14 protein-coding genes and 1 other annotated feature are annotated in these 16,343 nt (G+C 39.0%); of the genes, 12 read left to right on the top strand and 2 right to left on the bottom strand.

Going from position 1 to position 16,343, the window contains the following annotated elements; translation table 11 throughout:
* Positions 1-288: 288 nt before the first annotated feature.
* From J7K05_00395 to J7K05_00410, 4 genes are read left to right on the top strand one after another with little or no spacing between them, the layout of a single operon-like run.
* Complete coding sequence (locus tag J7K05_00395) at positions 289-2,229, top strand: DUF11 domain-containing protein (GenBank protein MCD6194652.1); 1,941 nt, start codon at positions 289-291, stop codon at positions 2,227-2,229.
* 18 nt (positions 2,230-2,247) lie between these two features.
* Positions 2,248-3,210: a peptide chain release factor 2 gene (prfB, locus tag J7K05_00400; GenBank protein ID MCD6194653.1), complete on the top strand. Its 963-nt coding sequence runs from the start codon at positions 2,248-2,250 to the stop codon at positions 3,208-3,210.
* Between the two features lie 10 nt (positions 3,211-3,220).
* The gene (locus tag J7K05_00405) at positions 3,221-3,520 is read left to right on the top strand and encodes a YbaB/EbfC family nucleoid-associated protein (protein MCD6194654.1); all 300 of its coding nucleotides are present in this window, start codon (positions 3,221-3,223) and stop codon (positions 3,518-3,520) included.
* Entirely contained in the window at positions 3,520-4,119 is a 600-nt protein-coding gene (locus J7K05_00410; protein ID MCD6194655.1) for an aminoacyl-tRNA hydrolase, read from the top strand. Before J7K05_00405 ends, J7K05_00410 begins: the two co-directional genes overlap by 1 nt.
* Before the next feature lie 4 nt (positions 4,120-4,123).
* Here the strand turns inward: J7K05_00410 and J7K05_00415 are convergent, their stop codons facing one another.
* Complete coding sequence (locus J7K05_00415) at positions 4,124-5,215, bottom strand: HAD-IIB family hydrolase (protein MCD6194656.1); 1,092 nt, start codon at positions 5,213-5,215, stop codon at positions 4,124-4,126.
* 15 nt (positions 5,216-5,230) lie between these two features.
* Here J7K05_00415 and J7K05_00420 point away from each other — a divergent pair, with 15 nt between their 5' ends.
* The 6 genes from J7K05_00420 (at position 5,231) to J7K05_00445 (ending at position 13,600) form a co-directional block, all read left to right on the top strand.
* Positions 5,231-6,007, top strand: coding sequence for a hypothetical protein (locus J7K05_00420; GenBank protein MCD6194657.1), 777 nt, complete (start codon positions 5,231-5,233; stop codon positions 6,005-6,007).
* Positions 6,008-6,042: 35 nt separating this feature from the next.
* Positions 6,043-6,168, top strand: a sequence feature (ribosomal protein L10 leader region).
* Between the two features lie 3 nt (positions 6,169-6,171).
* A complete protein-coding gene (locus J7K05_00425; protein MCD6194658.1) occupies positions 6,172-6,681 on the top strand; it encodes a 50S ribosomal protein L10 in 510 nt (169 codons plus the stop codon).
* A gap of 71 nt (positions 6,682-6,752) precedes the next feature.
* Positions 6,753-7,178: a 50S ribosomal protein L7/L12 gene (gene rplL, locus J7K05_00430; GenBank protein ID MCD6194659.1), complete on the top strand. Its 426-nt coding sequence runs from the start codon at positions 6,753-6,755 to the stop codon at positions 7,176-7,178.
* A 16-nt stretch (positions 7,179-7,194) separates the two neighbouring features.
* Complete coding sequence (gene tgt, locus J7K05_00435) at positions 7,195-8,265, top strand: tRNA guanosine(34) transglycosylase Tgt (GenBank protein MCD6194660.1); 1,071 nt, start codon at positions 7,195-7,197, stop codon at positions 8,263-8,265.
* Positions 8,266-9,942: 1,677 nt separating this feature from the next.
* A complete protein-coding gene (locus tag J7K05_00440; GenBank protein ID MCD6194661.1) occupies positions 9,943-12,444 on the top strand; it encodes a type IV secretion system DNA-binding domain-containing protein in 2,502 nt (833 codons plus the stop codon).
* A 13-nt stretch (positions 12,445-12,457) separates the two neighbouring features.
* Positions 12,458-13,600: a hypothetical protein gene (locus J7K05_00445; protein ID MCD6194662.1), complete on the top strand. Its 1,143-nt coding sequence runs from the start codon at positions 12,458-12,460 to the stop codon at positions 13,598-13,600.
* On the opposite strand, the gene J7K05_00450 is transcribed toward J7K05_00445, so the two are convergent.
* Entirely contained in the window at positions 13,589-14,545 is a 957-nt protein-coding gene (locus J7K05_00450) for a hypothetical protein (GenBank protein MCD6194663.1), read from the bottom strand. The genes J7K05_00445 and J7K05_00450 overlap by 12 nt on opposite strands.
* A 115-nt stretch (positions 14,546-14,660) precedes the next feature.
* On the opposite strand from J7K05_00450, the gene J7K05_00455 reads away from it, so the two are divergent.
* Both J7K05_00455 and J7K05_00460 read left to right on the top strand, forming a co-directional pair.
* Complete coding sequence (locus J7K05_00455) at positions 14,661-15,032, top strand: hypothetical protein (protein ID MCD6194664.1); 372 nt, start codon at positions 14,661-14,663, stop codon at positions 15,030-15,032.
* Positions 15,033-15,045: 13 nt separating this feature from the next.
* The coding region (locus J7K05_00460; GenBank protein ID MCD6194665.1) for a hypothetical protein at positions 15,046-16,343 on the top strand (1,298 nt) is incomplete at its 3' end.

Below are 16,343 nucleotides of genomic sequence, written 5' to 3' on the forward strand. Positions count from 1 at the left end.
GGCGGTGCGCCGCCTCCCCCGCCGCCAGTACCTTAAAACATCTCGACCCCCGCTTATTAAAGCGGGGGTTTTTATTTATTAGTTTTATTAGAACATTTTAAAACCTAACTCATTCTGATGTTCTTAAGAATGTTGGAATAAAAATAAAAAACATAAACAAATACGCAATTTAAAATAAAGAAAAACGTTCTGACGTTCTTAAGAACATTAGAACGAAATAACTAGGTGGAGAAGAAAAATACAAAAAAATTTGACAATATAACAATTTTTAGGTAGAATCTGTCCAATATGAAAAAACTATCTTTGAACCTGTTTTCTAAAAAAGGAACAAGTATTCTTTTAAAGAAAATTGCACTCTTTTTACCTCTTATATTAACAGGAACAGTCTTAGCTAACTTTATTTTTATTAGGCCAGCACAATCTACTGGACCTCAGTTTAACTATATGCCTAATGACCCCAAAACCTTGCGGGTAGCCAACTCCAGCCAGCGAACTAATTGGCAAGCCCAAGTCCAAGCTAAAGAAGGAGAAACTATTTCTTTTCTCTTTTACTACCACAATGGGGTAGAGGGAACTGTGGCTAAAAACACTCGCTTGAGAGTTGATATCCCTAAAAACGCACAAACATCTTTTAAAATAAATGGTTATCTCTGGGCAGATAACACAGCGCAAATAGTTAGTGATAGTGTAATAGTAAAAACAGACAAAAAAGTAATTCTCAGCTATATTCCCGGATCTACTAAATGGTATCCAAACGGAACGCAGACAGCCAAAAATCTTCCTGATGGTATTGTTTCTGCAAAAGGAATTAATATAGGAAATATAAAAGGATGTTGGCCTTATGCTGGTTATGTAATTTTTCAAGTTCGCTTAAATACTCCTCCTAAACCTAAATTAGCGCTCACTAAAAAAGTAGCTAATTCATCTCGCGATCGAGGAACTTATAATTGGCAAAAAGAAGTTTCTGCTAAAAAAGGAGAAGAGGTTGCATTTAGCCTTTTTGTTTACAACCCCGGTAATACTCTATTAAAAAAGGTTCTTGTTAAGGATTCTTTACCGCAAGGATTAACCTATATCCCCAATTCTACCAAATTACTTGACGACAAAAAGCAAACCCTTCTAGCTGACGGAATTACCTCTCAAGGCATTACTTTAAAAACACTACCAGCTGGTATTGAAAACGGGGTTTATATTACTTTTAAAACAAAAGTTAACACTAATACTCAGGGGTCTTTAACCAACAGAGCTGTGGCTACAGCCCAAAATTTAAGAGCTGAAGACGAAGCTTATATTAATATTCTTTTACCCCAAATAATAAAAGCAGAACTTTCTAAAACCGTGCGCAATATCTCTCGCAAAGAGATTAACTTTAATAAATCTACTGTTGCCTCCCCAGGAGAAGAAGTAGAATTTCGCCTTATTGTTAAAAACACAGGCAACCAAAATCTCACTAATGTTTTACTAAAAGATAACTTGCCTAAAGAATTAACTGCCCTTTCTAATCTATCTTGGCATTGGGACAACATTACCAGCGGCAAAAGAAAAGTGGTCTATATAAAAGCTAAGGTAAAAAATCTGCCTGTTGGCAAATATTACCTAGTTAATGAAGCCTTACTTTCTGCTGCCAGAATAAGAGACATTAAAGACCAAGCTGAAGTTAAGGTAAATATCACCCCTCCAACACCAGTAGTAGCGAACTACACTTTAGACAAAAAAGTTAAAAATATCTCTAAAGGAGACGGGCTTTGGCTGGAAAATAATACTTCTTACGCTGGCGATACCTTTGAATATAAAATTTACTTTAAAAACACCGGCTCCAAAACAGAAACCATAACTCTTACTGATGATCTTCCTCTTGTAGTCGGCTATATCAACAACTCCGGAAAACTGCTAATTAACGGAAAAGAAAAAACATTCAGCACTGACCTATTCAGCAATAAAGGCCTAAAATTCACTCTTTCTCCCGGACAAGAAGGGATAGTGTACTTTAGAGTTAAAGTAGCAGAAAACCTCTCTGTTGGATCTAAGTTTGTTAATTGCGCTTATCTCAAAAGTCCTTCAATGTTGCTCAAAGATTGTGTGACAACAACTATTAAACCCAAACCTCAAGTTAGAGCAGAAATGCAAGAACTGCCTCCTACTGGCAATGCTTTGAGCATTCCTTTTTCCCTCTTTTTTGCTCTCTTTAATTACGCCTGGTATCGCCGGTTTAAAAGCCAGCTCAGCTAATCTGCTATAATCAAAACAATGAAAAAAGAAGAATTAGGCAAAATTTTGCGTATAGAAGAAAAACGCCAAGAGATTTTAGCTTTGGAAAAAGAGATGCAAGACCCTAATTTTTGGCAAAACAAAAGCGCCCAAGAAAAAGCAGAAAGATACTCCCAGCTTAAAAACATTGTTGACAAATTTGACTTTGCCACAACAAAAGAGCTTAAAGAACTGGAAAAAGAAGCTTTATTTAGCGGTCCTTATGATGCCTATCCTGCTATTATCTCCCTCTCTGCTGGCACAGGAGGGGTAGACGCCTGTGATTGCGCCCAGATGCTGGAAAGAATGTACCTTAAGTTTGCAGAAAAAATGGGGTTTAGGACCACACTTCTTTACCGCCTTACCAATGAAGAAGCAGGTATAAAACAGGCAGTTTACCAAATTAAAGGCAAAAATGCTTTTGGCTGGTTGCAATCAGAACACGGAGTTCATCGTATTGTCCGCATCAGCCCTTTTAATGCCCAAGGATTAAGGCAAACCTCTTTTGTTTTGGTGGAAGTAATCCCAGAAATCCCAGAACCAAAAATAGATATAGACAACAAAGACCTAAAGATTGAAACATTCCGCGCTTCTGGACACGGGGGGCAACATGTTAATACCACTGACTCAGCAGTACGCATTACTCATTTACCTACTGGTATTACTGTTAGTTGCCAAAATGAACGCTCCCAAATACAGAATAGAGAAGAAGCCTTAAAAATACTCAAATCCCGGCTTCTGCTTCTTAAAGAGGAAGAACACAAACAAAAACTCCAACAAATAAAAGGAAAAACCCAAGCTTCTTGGGGGAGACAAATCCGCTCCTATGTGTTTGACCCCTATCAATTAGTTAAAGACCACCGTACTAATTTGGAAACAAGACAAATAGAAAAAATTTTAAACGGAGATCTGGAAAAATTTGCACTCAGCTTTTTAAAATGGAAAAATAAAACCGTAAAATAACTTTAATAGTATGTTTCAACAATTTAAAGATTTAATGAAACTGCAGTCCCAAGCCAAAAGAATGCAAAAAGAACTTAAAAAAACAGTAGTGGAAGCAGAAGGAGAAGGGGGGAAAATCAAAGTGGAAATGAATGGAGAGCAAAAAGTGGTCAATTTAGAGATAGCAGCAGAACTGCTAAAACCAGAAAACAAAAGACGTCTTGAAAAAGCTCTGCTTAAAACCTTGGCTGAAGCCTCAAAAGCGATTCAAAAAATTATTGCCCAAAAAGGGAAATCAATGATGGGAGATCTGCCTAACTTTTTGAAATAATGACCAGTCAAGAAACAATACTTATTTTAGGTTTAGGCAACCCCGGCGAAAAATTTATTCAGACCCGGCATAATTTTGGTTTTTTTGCCTTAGACAGCTTGCTAAAGGCTCTGGAAGAAACAGGCAATCAAAAATTAGGTTTTAAAACCGAGAAAAAATTCAAAAGTGAAATTTGCCGACTAAATTATCCGGAAAACCAAAAAATTATTCTGGCCAAACCCCTTACTTTTGTAAACCTTTCCGGAGAAGCCGCAATAGCTCTAAAAAAATTTTTCAAACCCCATAAAATTATAGTTGTTTACGACGACTTCAATTTGCCTTTAAAAACAATCAGACTGAAGTTCGCCGGCCAGAGTGGGGGACACAAGGGGGTAAAAAACATTATTGAAAAAATAGGTAGTGACTTCTGGCGCCTAAAACTTGGGATTGGCCCCCAGCCTTTTAAAATGCGGGCAGAAAAATTTGTCCTGCAAAAAATAGATCCCAAAGAAAAGAAAACATTTGAGCAAATCGCCCAAAAAGCCGCCTCACTGCTTTTAAAAATTTTAAAAGACGAAGAGAAACTTGCCCCTACAACTATTAAGGATAACAAAGAGTAAAGATTCACTTTATCCTTCCATAATCATCTTCTTTCCTCTCAATATCATCTTCCTCAAGATATTCACCCTGCTGGATTTCTACTATTTTTAAAGTTTTTGACCCTGGGTTTTTGAGCCGGTGCCATTCTTTTTGCGCGATTTTAATTACCTCCCCTTCCTTTAAGAGCTTTTTTTGTTTTCCCTTGTACACTAAAGCTTGGCCTTGAACCACAACCCACACCTCTTTGCGATGAAAATGACGTTGCAGACTAAGACGATGCCCGGGCTTTACCTCTAAATACTTAACCTTAAACCCAACTCTTTCGTCTAATACCTCCCACTTGCCCCAAGGTCGAAAATCAAAAGAGCCCTCTGGAAGAGAAAAAATATTCTTATTCTTAATAAAAGAAAACGCCTCAATAATACCCCAAGGGGCAGATTTAGAACTAATAAACCCCCCTAAATTCTTAACTCTTTTTTTAACTTTACTAGCAGCATCTTTAAAGGTAACAGGAAAACCAGCTTCAAACATATCAAGATCATTCTCTCCGTCTCCACAAATAATTGCTTCACCAGCACCAATCTTTTCAAAAAACCGCTCCACAGCTCTTTTCTTATTAACTCCAATTATCAAAACATCAAAACCACCATCATGATGAAGGATAAATTTTACTTTTTCTTCCTTATCTTTTAGAGTTCTCAGCTCAGCAAAAAGAGAAGGGGAACGGCGGAAATAAAAAGTGACCACTGTCTCTTTAGGTTCTTCAAAAATAATCCAGCGGCTATATCGGCTTTCTATCTGGGAACGATAATACCTAACTGCTTCTCTCTCTTTTTTAGAAAGCAAATACTCTTTTTTTAGTTTTTGCCAGTTGTATAAAACTCCACCATTTTCAGCAATTACCCATGGAAAAGCATTTAAACCTAACCCCCGGGCTAAACCAGCAAGATATTCACCATTTTTGCCTGAACATAAAATCTGCTTCACACCTTTAGTATTTAAAGAAAGAAGAAAGGTTTTAAATCTGGAGGGCGGGGTGGCAAAAGGAGGCGCCAAAGTGCCATCAACATCGTAAAAAATCAGGGGTGAGGCAGCTATTTTTGCTTTTTGAGACATATATTATGAAATTTTATGAAAAAAAGTTTTAAAAAGCAAAAATGGGTGTGGATAAGACAAAACATTAAGAAAACATTTGACTTAAAACCAATCTTCTGTTATCTTATTTTGCGTCTTACAGCTATGCGAAAAAGATCTAAAGCCTACCAAAAAGCAGCCAAAAATTTCAAAAACAAGATCTACGCTTTAGAAGAAGCGGTAGAAATTTTGCTTAAAAACAAAACCGCCAAATTTGATGAAACTTTAGAACTGCACTTAAATCTGAATTTAAAAAAAGGTAAAGACAAAGTTCCTTTTCGTCTTCTCATAACTCCCCCTTATCCTGTAGGCAGACCACCAAAGATCGCTGCTTTAGTGGATAAGCTAAAAATAAAAGATAAAAACATAATTTCAGACCATACAGAGATAATTAAGCAAATTAAAAACCAAAAAATTAATTTTGATGTTTTAATTGCCAACAAAGATTATATTGCTAAAATTACGCCTTATGCTAAATTTTTAGGTCCAAAAGGATTAATGCCAACTGCCAAAAACCAAACTTTGACAGAAAACCCAGATAAGGTAATTGAAAACCTCTTAAAAGGGCAAAGGGAAATAAGAGCTGATGAATACGCTCTTGTCCATATACCCTGCGGCCGCCTCTCTTTAGGTAAAGAAAAACTGCTCAAAAATATCCGCTTCTTTATAGACCAGGTAAAGCAAAATCGACCTGAAGGCATCAAGGGAGAATTTGTGCTCAAAGTTTATTTAACAACCACAATGTCTCCGAGCTTAAAAGTTAAAATTGACTAAAAAGAAAAACAAATCTTGACAGACAGAGAAAAAAAGTATAGATTAAGATCCAGCCGCAGACAGTGGGTAGGGAAACCGTAAATCCCACCGAGGCAAAATTCCAAAACTTTAGTTAAGGAATTAAACCTGTTTGTGGCGGACAGGATTTTTTAATTTTATTAGGTATGCTCAAAAGAGAAGAAAAAGAAAAAATTGTCAAAAATTTGGCTAAAAAACTGAAAAAACTCAGCTTTGCTTTTATGGATTTTGCCTCAGTTTCTTCAGCACAAATGGCAGAACTAAAAAGCAAAGCCAAAGAAGAGGAAAGCGAGGCAAAAGTAGTTAAAAGAAATCTCCTTATTAAAGCCTTGCAAAAAGCAGGTTTAGCCAAAGATCTTCCCCAAGGAAGTTATCTTTTGGTCAGCAATGAAAAAGATGAAATAGCCCCTTTCAAATTTGTAGCCCAGTTTATAAAAGAAAATGAAGCAGGAAGTTTTCAGGGAGGCGTGTTTGAGAAACAACTAATTTCTCCACAAGAAGCAGAAAAAATCGCCACCCTTCCTTCTAAAGACGAATTAAAAGCCAAACTTGTCTTTGTTTTGGCTTCACCTATCAGGCAACTGCATTACAACCTTAGTTACAACTTAACAGGCTTAATCAATATCTTAAAGCAAAAAGCAGAAAGTAATGCTTAAAATCCAATCAGTTATTCCAATGTTCTTAAGAATGTTGGAATATAAAAATTAGGTAAAAACTAAATAAATATATGGCAGAAGAAAAAAAAGAAGCCAAAGAAGAGAAAAAAACCTCTTCTAAATTCGAAAAACTAATCTCTGAAATCGAAAAGCTCTCTGTAGCTGATTTAGCGGAATTGGTCAAAGAGCTGGAAGAGCGTTTTGGTGTTCAAGCTGCCGCTCCAGTAGCTATGGCTGCTGCTCCAGCCGGCGGAGAAGAACAGGGCGGAGAAGAAGAGACCGGCGGTGTAGCCACTGTGGTTATTACTGACGCTGGCGAGAAAAAGATTGAGGTTATCAAAGCTATCAGGGAAATCAACCAAGAGGTTGGCTTAAAAGAAGCCAAGGATATGGTTGACAACCCGCCAGCAGAGGTTGCCAAAGAAGTCAAGCGCGAAGAAGCGGAAGAGATGAAGAAAAAATTAGAAGAGGCAGGCGCCAAAGTAGAGCTTAAATAAGCAAAATAGGGATCCAATGAGAAAAAAAGTTTGCACTCCCCACGGATCCCTTTCTTTGCCTTATTATTTTCCTGTAGCTACAGATGGAGCTGTCAGAGCTATTGCTCCTTGGGAGCTGGAAAGTTTTGGTTTTCAGGGAATACTGGCTAATACTTATCACCTTTATTTGCGTCCCGGTATAGAAATAATTAAAAAAGCCGGCGGACTGCACCAATGGATGGGATGGAAAGGGGTAATTTTAACTGATTCTGGCGGCTACCAAGTTTTTTCTTTGGGCTTAGGGAAGAAAAAGCCCTTAATTAAGATAAAAGAAAAAGGGATTGAGTTTTATTCTCATCTTGACGGATCAAAACATTTTTTTACTCCTGAAAAAGTCATTCAAATTCAGCTGGATCTTAAAAGTGATATTATAATGCCTTTAGATGTCTGTCCTCCCGGAAAAAGCAGCAAAGCTAAAGCAGAGTGGGCAGCTGAAAAAACCCTCCAGTGGCTGAAAATTGCTAAAAATTATTTTGAAAAACAGACAAAAAAATTAGGTGGAAAAGGCAAAAAAAAGCCACTTTTGTTTGCCATAATTCAAGGCGGAACCTTTTTGGACCTCAGGGAAAAATTCGCCAAAGAAACTATAAAACTGGATTTTGACGGCTATGCTATTGGCGGTTTGGCTGTAGGCGAGGAAAAAAGGAAGATGTGGCAGGTAGTGAAACTAATGGATAGAATCCTACCCAAAAACAAGCCGCGATACTTAATGGGAGTGGGGGAACCAAAAGATTTTGTCAAAGCTGTTTCTTTAGGTATAGATATGGTTGACTGCGTTTTGCCCACAAGATTAGCCAGACACGGCATAGCTTATCAGATAATAAAAAAGAGAAATTTAGAAATCAAAAATCTGGATCTGCGCAAGAGCTGGGCAAAAAATAAATTAGAGATAATTGATAAAAACTGCACTTGTCCGGCTTGCCAAAATGGCTTAACTATCTCTTATCTCTCCCACCTCATACGCAAAGGAGAAATCCTTGGCCACCGGCTTTTGAGCTTGCATAACTTAGCCGCTATTAGAAAAATCAATGAAGAAATAGGGAGCTAAAATAAGCTCTTAAAATTTTTAAAAGCAAAATTCTAAGAGGAATAATTTTGATATCCTTAAAACCCTTTTAATCCTTAATACTCCCAAATAAAAAAGAACAAAAGGATATTTTTAAATTCTCAAATTCTTAAGAACATTGGAATAAAAATAAAAAACATAAACAAATGCGCAATTTAAAATAAAGAAAAACGTTCTGACGTTCTTAAGAACATTGGAACGAAATAATTAGGCAAGAGAAGATTAAAGGGAGAGGGATAAGAGAAGGTGGGAAAAATGGAGAAGAAAGGAAAGGTAGAGAAGAAGGCGAAGATATAAAGATGTAGAAATAAGAAAAAATAGAAAACAAGGGAAAAAAAGAACAAAGAAAAACAAAAAAAGAAGATAAAGATATGAATAGATACAAAAAAAGGGGGGAGGCAAGAGAAACAAAAAGATAAAGAAAAAAGAGGATAAAAACAAGGGAGAAAGAAAGCAAAAAATTATTTGGACTTAAATCTAAATAATAGTTTTAAGTAGTTTAAGTAGTGCTATAAAATAAAAAAGCTAATTTTAAAAGTGTTTTAAATTTTCGCGAACGTGGATTCTGAACCAAAAATATTGACAAAAAAGATAATTTGTAATATAATAAGCAAAGTTCATTGAGAGAATCGGGGACTCCACAGAGAGGCAACCTCCAGAAAGGAAGTGGCAGTATGTTTGCCACCAAATTTGTGATCATCGCTGCCATTGTGGCGGCGTTCGCCACCCCCGTGCTCGCAGCCACGGGGGTGGAGTTTGACGCCCCCTCTCCTGTGTCGACGGAGGAGGGGACCGCTGTTGAATTCCCCTCCCCCGCTGATTCAGCTGGGGAGGGGAAAGATATTCCTCTCCCCGAACAAGGGGAGGGGGAAACCCCGGCTAATGAGACCGAGCCTGCCCCGCTTCAGGCGGGGCAGGCGACTCCCCCCGAAAGGGGAGAGTCTGCCAGCTCCCCCGCCCCGACTGCAGTCGGGGCGGCGAGAAGCATGCGCTCGCATCAGTGGGCGCGCCCAGTGAGGACTCCCGCGGCAATTGAGCCGTGGGAGTCCCTTGGAACCTCTCGCCACCGGGCACTCTGGCGGGAGGCCCACCAAGCCGGAGTGGTCAGCCGGTCCTGGGTTGAGGCCCGTATAAGGGCCGCGACCCAGGCCGGGACCACCCCGGCGGCTGGCGTAGAAAACTCCGAGGCTCTGCCCCAGCGGACTTCCGCTGGGGCAGATGCCCCAAAAAAGAAGGGGGGTGGCGACATGGTCGCCATCACCATTATCGCCATCATCGCGATCTTGGCGGCGATGGTGGCCGCCGCGCTTGCGGCGGCCGCCCTCGTTGCCGCTCTCCGCGACGGGGATGAACTCCCCGCTGCCGGGGAGGTCGTCGGGACCCTCCCCGCTGGTCTCGTTGTAGAAGCCAGTGGGTGGGCTGGCGGCCGGGGCTGGCGCGTCTCAAGCGCGCCGGCCCCGGCCACTCCGGGGGCGGCCCGGGCCGGCACGGCCCGGGCCGCAATCTCCCCTGATGAGCTGGGGTCCTAACCCCAGCTCTCTCGGAACAATTAGAAAGGAGGTGATACCTAAGGGGAACGAAAGTCACGTTCCCCCTTTTTTTAAACCAAACTCCAAACCAAAACTCCCCTGCCTCAAACTTTGTGGTATAATTAAGTTAATGCTTGAGTTTATAGGCTTTATTTTTATTCTTTTAGCTTTGGGTATATTTACTTATTTTGGCATAAAGATATATTTTGCTCGCCTCTCTGAAAACTTTCAAAAAAAGATCTCTTCGAATTGGGTATTTTTTCTTGTCCGCGTACCCAAAGAGCAAAAATTAAAAGAAGGGGAACAGCCAAAACAACCCCAAGAGTTAATCGCTGTTTTTGAGCAGTTTTTAGCTACGCTTTACTCAGTCTATAAAAAAGATTTAAAAACCCAGATCACAGGTCAGCCCCATTTTTCTCTTGAAATCACAGCCAAAGAAGATGAAATAGGCTTTTATTTAGCCACCCTTTCTGAATACGCCAACCAAGTAGAAAAGCAGATTTATGCTTTTTATCCAGCAGCAGAGATTGAGCAGATAAGCATAAAAGACTACCGCTTATTTCTGGAACCGCCAAAAGCCTTAGCTTTAGCTGAGATCGATCTTTCCAAAAATTTCCCCTTACCTATTAATACCTATTTGCAGGTAGAAGCAGATCCCCTAAACGGCTTAACCAATCCCTTAACCAAGGTTGCCAAAACCCAAAAAGCCCTTATCCAAATTGTGGTTAGACCAGCTGATGACCGCTGGCGATTAGAGTGCGAAGAAGCAGCTAAAAAACTAATGGAAGGCAAAACATTAGCTGATTTCCACCCCAAATGGATAAAACAAACCTCTAAATTTACTGGTTTTTTAAAAGAGCTTTGGGAAACATTTAAAAGCCAACCTCAAAAAGAAAACGAAGAACAAGAAAGTAAACTTTCTCCTTTATATGAAGAACAAATCAAGGCTATTCAGGAAAAAGCCTCAAAACCCGGATTTGAAGTGCAGACAAGAGTTTTAGCCACAGGAGATAGTGAGACTGAAGCAGCAACAAACCTGCGCTTAATTCTTTCCGGCTTTTCTTTGTTTGGCTCGCCAGAAAAAAATAGCTTTAAAATTAAAATCGCTAAAAACCTAAAACAAAAAAGACAACTGCTCAAAGATATCGTGTTGAGATTTTTTGACCCTAAACAAAAAAAGATGATTCTTAACTCTGAAGAAATCGCCTCTTTTTACCATTTTCCCAACCAATTTATTGAAACACCGCACATTAAATGGCTTTTATATAAGCAGGCTCCGCCTCCGGCTAATTTGCCCCAACAAGGCACTATTTTAGGTGAGGCGGTCTTTAGAGGCCAAAGAAAAAAGGTTTTTATAAAAGAAAAAGACAGATTAAGACATATTTACTGCATTGGCAAAACAGGCACTGGCAAAACTACATTACTGGAAGGAATGATTATGGATGATATTAAAAAAGGAAAGGGGGTAGGCGTTCTTGATCCTCATGGTGATTTGGCAGAAAAGCTCTTAAGCAAATTACCAGACAATAGAATTAAAGATGTTATCTATTTTGATCCCGGGGGAAACACTGAAAAGCCTTTAGGTTTTAATCTTTTAGAGTGGAAAAAGCCTGAAGAAAGAGATTTTTTGGTCCAGGAAGCTATTGCTATTTTTTACAAGATATTTGACCCTACAAGACAAGGGTTTATTGGCCCGCAGTTTGAACACTGGATGAGAAATGCAGCCCTGACCTTAATGGAACAGCCCGGCGGCGGCTCCCTTATAGAGATTCCAGCGCTTTTTACTGACCAAAATTTCAAAAATCAATGCATAAAAAACCTCAAAGACCCAGTAGTCAAAGCCTTTTGGGAAAAACAGATGGCGCAAACAGCTGATTTCCATAAATCAGAGATGCTTAACTACTTTATCTCTAAATTTGGCCGCTTTATGACTAATGATATGCTCAGAAATGTCATTGGCCAGAAAAAATCCTCTTTTGATATTCGCCAGATAATGGATGAGGGGAAAATTTTTATAGCTAATCTTTCCAAAGGCAAAATGGGAGAGATTAATTCCGCAATGGTAGGTATGATCTTAATTTCCAAAATACAGATGGCAGCAATGAGCCGAGCAGAAATCCCTGAAGAACAGCGCCGTGATTTTTATCTCTATGTAGATGAGTTTCAAAACTTTGTCACTGATTCATTTGTCCAAATTCTTTCTGAAGCAAGAAAATACCGCCTGGCTCTGACTATAGCTAATCAGTATGTAGCCCAGCTGGATGAACAGATTAGAGATGCGGTTTTTGGCAATGCTGGAACTTTAATCTCTTTCCGCATTGGCGCCCAAGAAGCAGAGTTTATTGCCAAAGAGTTTGAACCTGTTTTTGATGAGTTTGACCTTACTAATATAGACAAGTTTCATGCTTATATAAGAATGATTATTGATAATATGCCCCAGCGTCCTTTTTCAATGCAAACTGTGGTAGAAAATACACCTCAAAGTAAAGAAAAAGCAGAAAAAATAAAGCAATGGGTAGCTGAAACTTATGGCCAACCCAAAGAAGAGGTAGAAAAAGAAACTACTGCTTTTGTAAAAACCCTTAACCCTAACCCTTTAGAAGGCACCAGAGAGCAGGCACCCGGTATATAAAATAAAACGCTATATGTGGGATATTACCCCTCCAAAAAAGGAAAACAAGGAAAAGGCGACCCTCTCTAACAAAAAAAGAGAAACTTCTTGGCGCAAAGCTCCGGCAACACCTGACTTCAAACACTTCTCCTGGCAGACAGTAATCTGGGCTTTTTTTGCGGCTTTATTAATTGTTCTGGGCATTATCTTTAGGGAAAAAATAAAATTTAAATCTTTAGATATTAACCTCAATCTCCCTCAACCCCAACCAGCAGAAATTAATCTAGAAGTAGAAAACAAACCCCAGCCCTTAGCTTATTACGCAGTACAAAACAAAGAAAAAGTAGAAATTAAAAAGCTTTTAGACAAAGACAAAGAAGAGACGATTTTTTCTTTTAATTCCTCATCTCTATCTGACAACACCATAAGCCTTAAAAGCCGCTATATTGCCTATATTGATAATGAGGGAGTAAAACTATACTCACAAGAACAAAAACAAACTGATTTAATCCTTAAAGCTACCCAGCTTTCCACTCCATTAAAGGTTAGATTATCTGATAAGGAGGATTTTGTTGCTTTTTCCTTAATAACTGAAAAAGGAAGCTCTATCTCTATTTATTCCCTTAAAGAGAGACAAACAATTGAGACACTCACAGCCAGTGATTTTATTTTTGGCTCTAAACACCTTTTTCTTGCCGCTGGCCAAGATCTTTTAAGTTTTGATTTAGATAAGAAAAGAGCAGAAAAAATAACCCAGCTAAATGAACCTATAATTGAGTTTTTTAAAACCCAAAAAGGGGTTTACTTTGTTTCTGGACAAAACCAAGAGATTAACATCTGGCAGATAAACAAACAAAACAAAGCTGAACGCCTAAACAGCTTTCGTTTAGCTCTAAACTTTTCTGAAATTGATTTTGGCTGGGCACAAAAAGAAAATACTCTTTATCTGTCATTTGCTGGAGAAATACTGGAACTGAATCTAAAAACCAAAGAAAAAAAGAAGTCTGAACTTGACTCAACAATCTACCGTCTGCTTGCTTATCTGGATAATAAAAAATATTTTATAGGTCTAAAAAAACCTTCAGCTCTTAAAGAATATTCGCTGGTAATTTTTAACAAAAAGGATACAGTATTTGAGTCTCCAATTAAAGAAAAAATTCTTTATTTAGGATCCTAACTGCTCTGGGTTAAGAGGAGTTGTATTAGAGTCTGAATCTGGATTATTTAAATTTTCTTGTGGAGTCGACCCATCTTTTGTTGGCGTTCTAGAAGATGTTCTCTTAAGTGGTGTCCTAGAGGGATATCTAGGGGTTTCTTCATCCTCTTCTATTTCCACTTCTGCTTCCTCTTCCTCTCCTGCTGGTGTTGTAATTACTGCTGGTTCAGTCGTTTGAGGTCTGGGTTTTTCTTCTCCGCTTCCAGCCAATCCTTCTTCTAAACCTTTAGCCATATTTCCCAAGTTGTTATCCGGAGATAGTTCAGGCTGAACAGAGGGTGCAGACAAAGAAGAATCTTGAGGTTCAGTAGAGGTATTTGCAGAAACTTGAGATGATTCTGTCTCTGTTGGCTCTGGATAAGCAGGAGTTGGAGTTGGGGCAGGAGTAGAGGTAGTAGAAGTAGGGGTAGAGTCTAAAGAAGCCGGAACAGAGGCAGAAGAAGCAGGAGTAATATTTTCTGGCTCCTGACTTAGTGGTGCAGGAGAAGAAGGATCAGCGCTTTCTGCCTCTTGATTAACCGGCAAAGAAGGAGGTATAGCAGAAGGAGGCTCAGGTTGAGCTTGGGAAGCTTCAGGCAACTGGGACTGCTGTTCAGGTTGTTGGGGCGCTAAAGAAGAAGCTGGCGGCTCTGCTCCTATAGGACTTGTTTCTGCAGTAGGAGATTCTGATGAAACAGGAGCATTCTGATTCTCATCTAAACCAGCAAAAGGATCTTCCACTTTATTACTAATATTTTCAGCTGGCAGAGCAGGAGAATTTTGATTTTCTGCCTGATTCTCCAAAAGGGGAGAACCTGTTGGAGCAGGAGCACTTTCTTGAGGAGTTTCCTGATTAGGATAATAAGGGGGCTGGGGTTGTGGTCGCTGTGGTTGTTGGGGTTGTTGCGTAAAATCATCTTGAGGCATAAACAAAGTTATTTTTTTAAATATAGCACAAAAACGCTCTTTAGATAAGCTTATTGTGGATAAATTGTTTTAGGAATTAGAAAAAAATGATAAAATAAAGAAAACTAATTTTTTTATGGCTAAAACCAGAAAAAAGAAGAAATTTAAAATTCCCCTTTTAGAAGTTGAGGAATATGCCAAAATTTTAGACAAAGACATCTTTGAACTTTTAGGGTTAAAAAACATTTCTGCCAAGAAAAAGAAGCGCTTAGGAAACAAAATCGCCAGAATTATTATTGACAGAGTTTTAATCAGACTTGATTCAATGCTTAAAGGGCCAGAGCTGGCAAAGTTTAAATATATTTTAGAAAACAACTCAATTGAGGAATTGCAGAAATTTTTTGCTGATAAAGGCATTGATATCCCCAAAATGATGATTCAAGAGGCAATAGTTTTAAAAGCCCAAATTGTTCAATTTGTAAGTGCTAGTGCTACCCAAAATAAATAGATAATAAATTTTTATGGAATCAAAAAATACTGGTCAACCCAAAAGTTTAGGAGGTGGTAATTCAGATTCGGAAGCAAGGAAAAAACTACCAGAAACAGCAGAAAGAAGCGAAATTCAAAAAGGAAACACTGAAATAAATCCACAAGAAGATACAACTGAACTCCTTAGACATGACCTAATAGCAGGAGAAGAAACAGCGGAAACAGAAAGAGAGTCTAAAGAACCAACAGAACAAGCTCTTGAAGAGATTTTGAATGTAGCTGAAGTCGCTAATGCCCTGCGCCTTAAAGACATAGAACAACGCTATGGAGCCGGCCTTTTAGGAAAGTTTAGAGCCTTTTTAGCTGGAGAGTTTGATTTTGATATTTTGCCTGAAGGAGAAACAAGAAAAAATGCTCTAAAAACTTCAGCTAGAAAAGCAGTTGTTTCTATTTTTAACCGCCGTACTCTTTTGGGTGGTGCTGTTTTAGCCGGAGTAGGGATATTTACTGGCGGTATTGGTTCTATAGCTCTATACAGTATGGCAGGAGGCGTATTGGGCAATACTTTAGCAGAAACACTGGAATCTGTTTTGCCTAAAAACACGCCAACAAAAGCTCGCGAAGCCTTGCTTAAGCTTTATATAACCAGCAGTCAGGCAATGCTGCAAAGAGTTAAACCAAAAGAAATAAAAAATCCTGAAGATGTTTCTCAGCTCTTTGGACAAATTCTTAATCAAATCCAGTATGAAAACCAAAAACAAATCCAAAAACACCACCAAAGAATCATAGACTTGGAAAGAAAGTGGAATATTGTTAAATCTGCCTTTTATGGGTTAGGCGCGCTAGCAGGCGGAGCTTTAGGCAGTCTTTCTGAAATGGTTTCCCATACCCAAAACCTCTCCAACATTCAACACTTAGGCTGGAGAGATTTTGATGGAGATCGCCTTTATCACTATGTAGTTAAAGTAGGGGATCAGCTTTACTACCAAATCAGACCCCAAGATATCGAATTTGCTAAAACCACAGGTTGGCCATTAACCTCTTTTAAAATAGAGAGTCTTCAGGGGATGTGGCACTCTGTTTTACCTAATCAGCCGCTCCCTTCTGTCCAATCAGGTTTAGATGTTTTTAGTCAATTATCTTGGCAGGCGCCAAAACTGCGCGACTTAGCTCCAGCTGCAGGTGCCCTATGTATTGTTTGGGATACACTGCGCCAGCCCAAAGCTAAACCTATAGAGGTGCAAAAACCAGATATGCCACTTCTAGAAGAAGGAGCAGAAAGTGCAGAAGCAATTTTTGAACTTAATCCTGTGAATGCAACAAAACCAGA

The sequence above is a fragment of the bacterium genome (genome assembly GCA_021157605.1).
Classification (GTDB): domain Bacteria; phylum Patescibacteriota; class UBA1384; order JAGGWG01; family JAGGWG01; genus JAGGWG01.

Bases quoted from the DNA above. Each gene is read 5' to 3' on its own strand.
- J7K05_00395 (MCD6194652.1), top strand. From the start codon at position 289: ATGAAAAAACTATCTTTGAACCTGTTTTCTAAAAAAGGAACAAGTATT.
- prfB (MCD6194653.1), top strand. From the start codon at position 2,248: ATGAAAAAAGAAGAATTAGGCAAAATTTTGCGTATAGAAGAAAAACGC.
- J7K05_00405 (MCD6194654.1), top strand. From the start codon at position 3,221: ATGTTTCAACAATTTAAAGATTTAATGAAACTGCAGTCCCAAGCCAAA.
- J7K05_00410 (MCD6194655.1), top strand. From the start codon at position 3,520: ATGACCAGTCAAGAAACAATACTTATTTTAGGTTTAGGCAACCCCGGC.
- J7K05_00415 (MCD6194656.1), bottom strand. From the start codon at position 5,215: ATGTCTCAAAAAGCAAAAATAGCTGCCTCACCCCTGATTTTTTACGAT.
- J7K05_00420 (MCD6194657.1), top strand. From the start codon at position 5,231: ATGAAAAAAAGTTTTAAAAAGCAAAAATGGGTGTGGATAAGACAAAAC.
- J7K05_00425 (MCD6194658.1), top strand. From the start codon at position 6,172: ATGCTCAAAAGAGAAGAAAAAGAAAAAATTGTCAAAAATTTGGCTAAA.
- rplL (MCD6194659.1), top strand. From the start codon at position 6,753: ATGGCAGAAGAAAAAAAAGAAGCCAAAGAAGAGAAAAAAACCTCTTCT.
- tgt (MCD6194660.1), top strand. From the start codon at position 7,195: ATGAGAAAAAAAGTTTGCACTCCCCACGGATCCCTTTCTTTGCCTTAT.
- J7K05_00440 (MCD6194661.1), top strand. From the start codon at position 9,943: ATGCTTGAGTTTATAGGCTTTATTTTTATTCTTTTAGCTTTGGGTATA.
- J7K05_00445 (MCD6194662.1), top strand. From the start codon at position 12,458: ATGTGGGATATTACCCCTCCAAAAAAGGAAAACAAGGAAAAGGCGACC.
- J7K05_00450 (MCD6194663.1), bottom strand. From the start codon at position 14,545: ATGCCTCAAGATGATTTTACGCAACAACCCCAACAACCACAGCGACCA.
- J7K05_00455 (MCD6194664.1), top strand. From the start codon at position 14,661: ATGGCTAAAACCAGAAAAAAGAAGAAATTTAAAATTCCCCTTTTAGAA.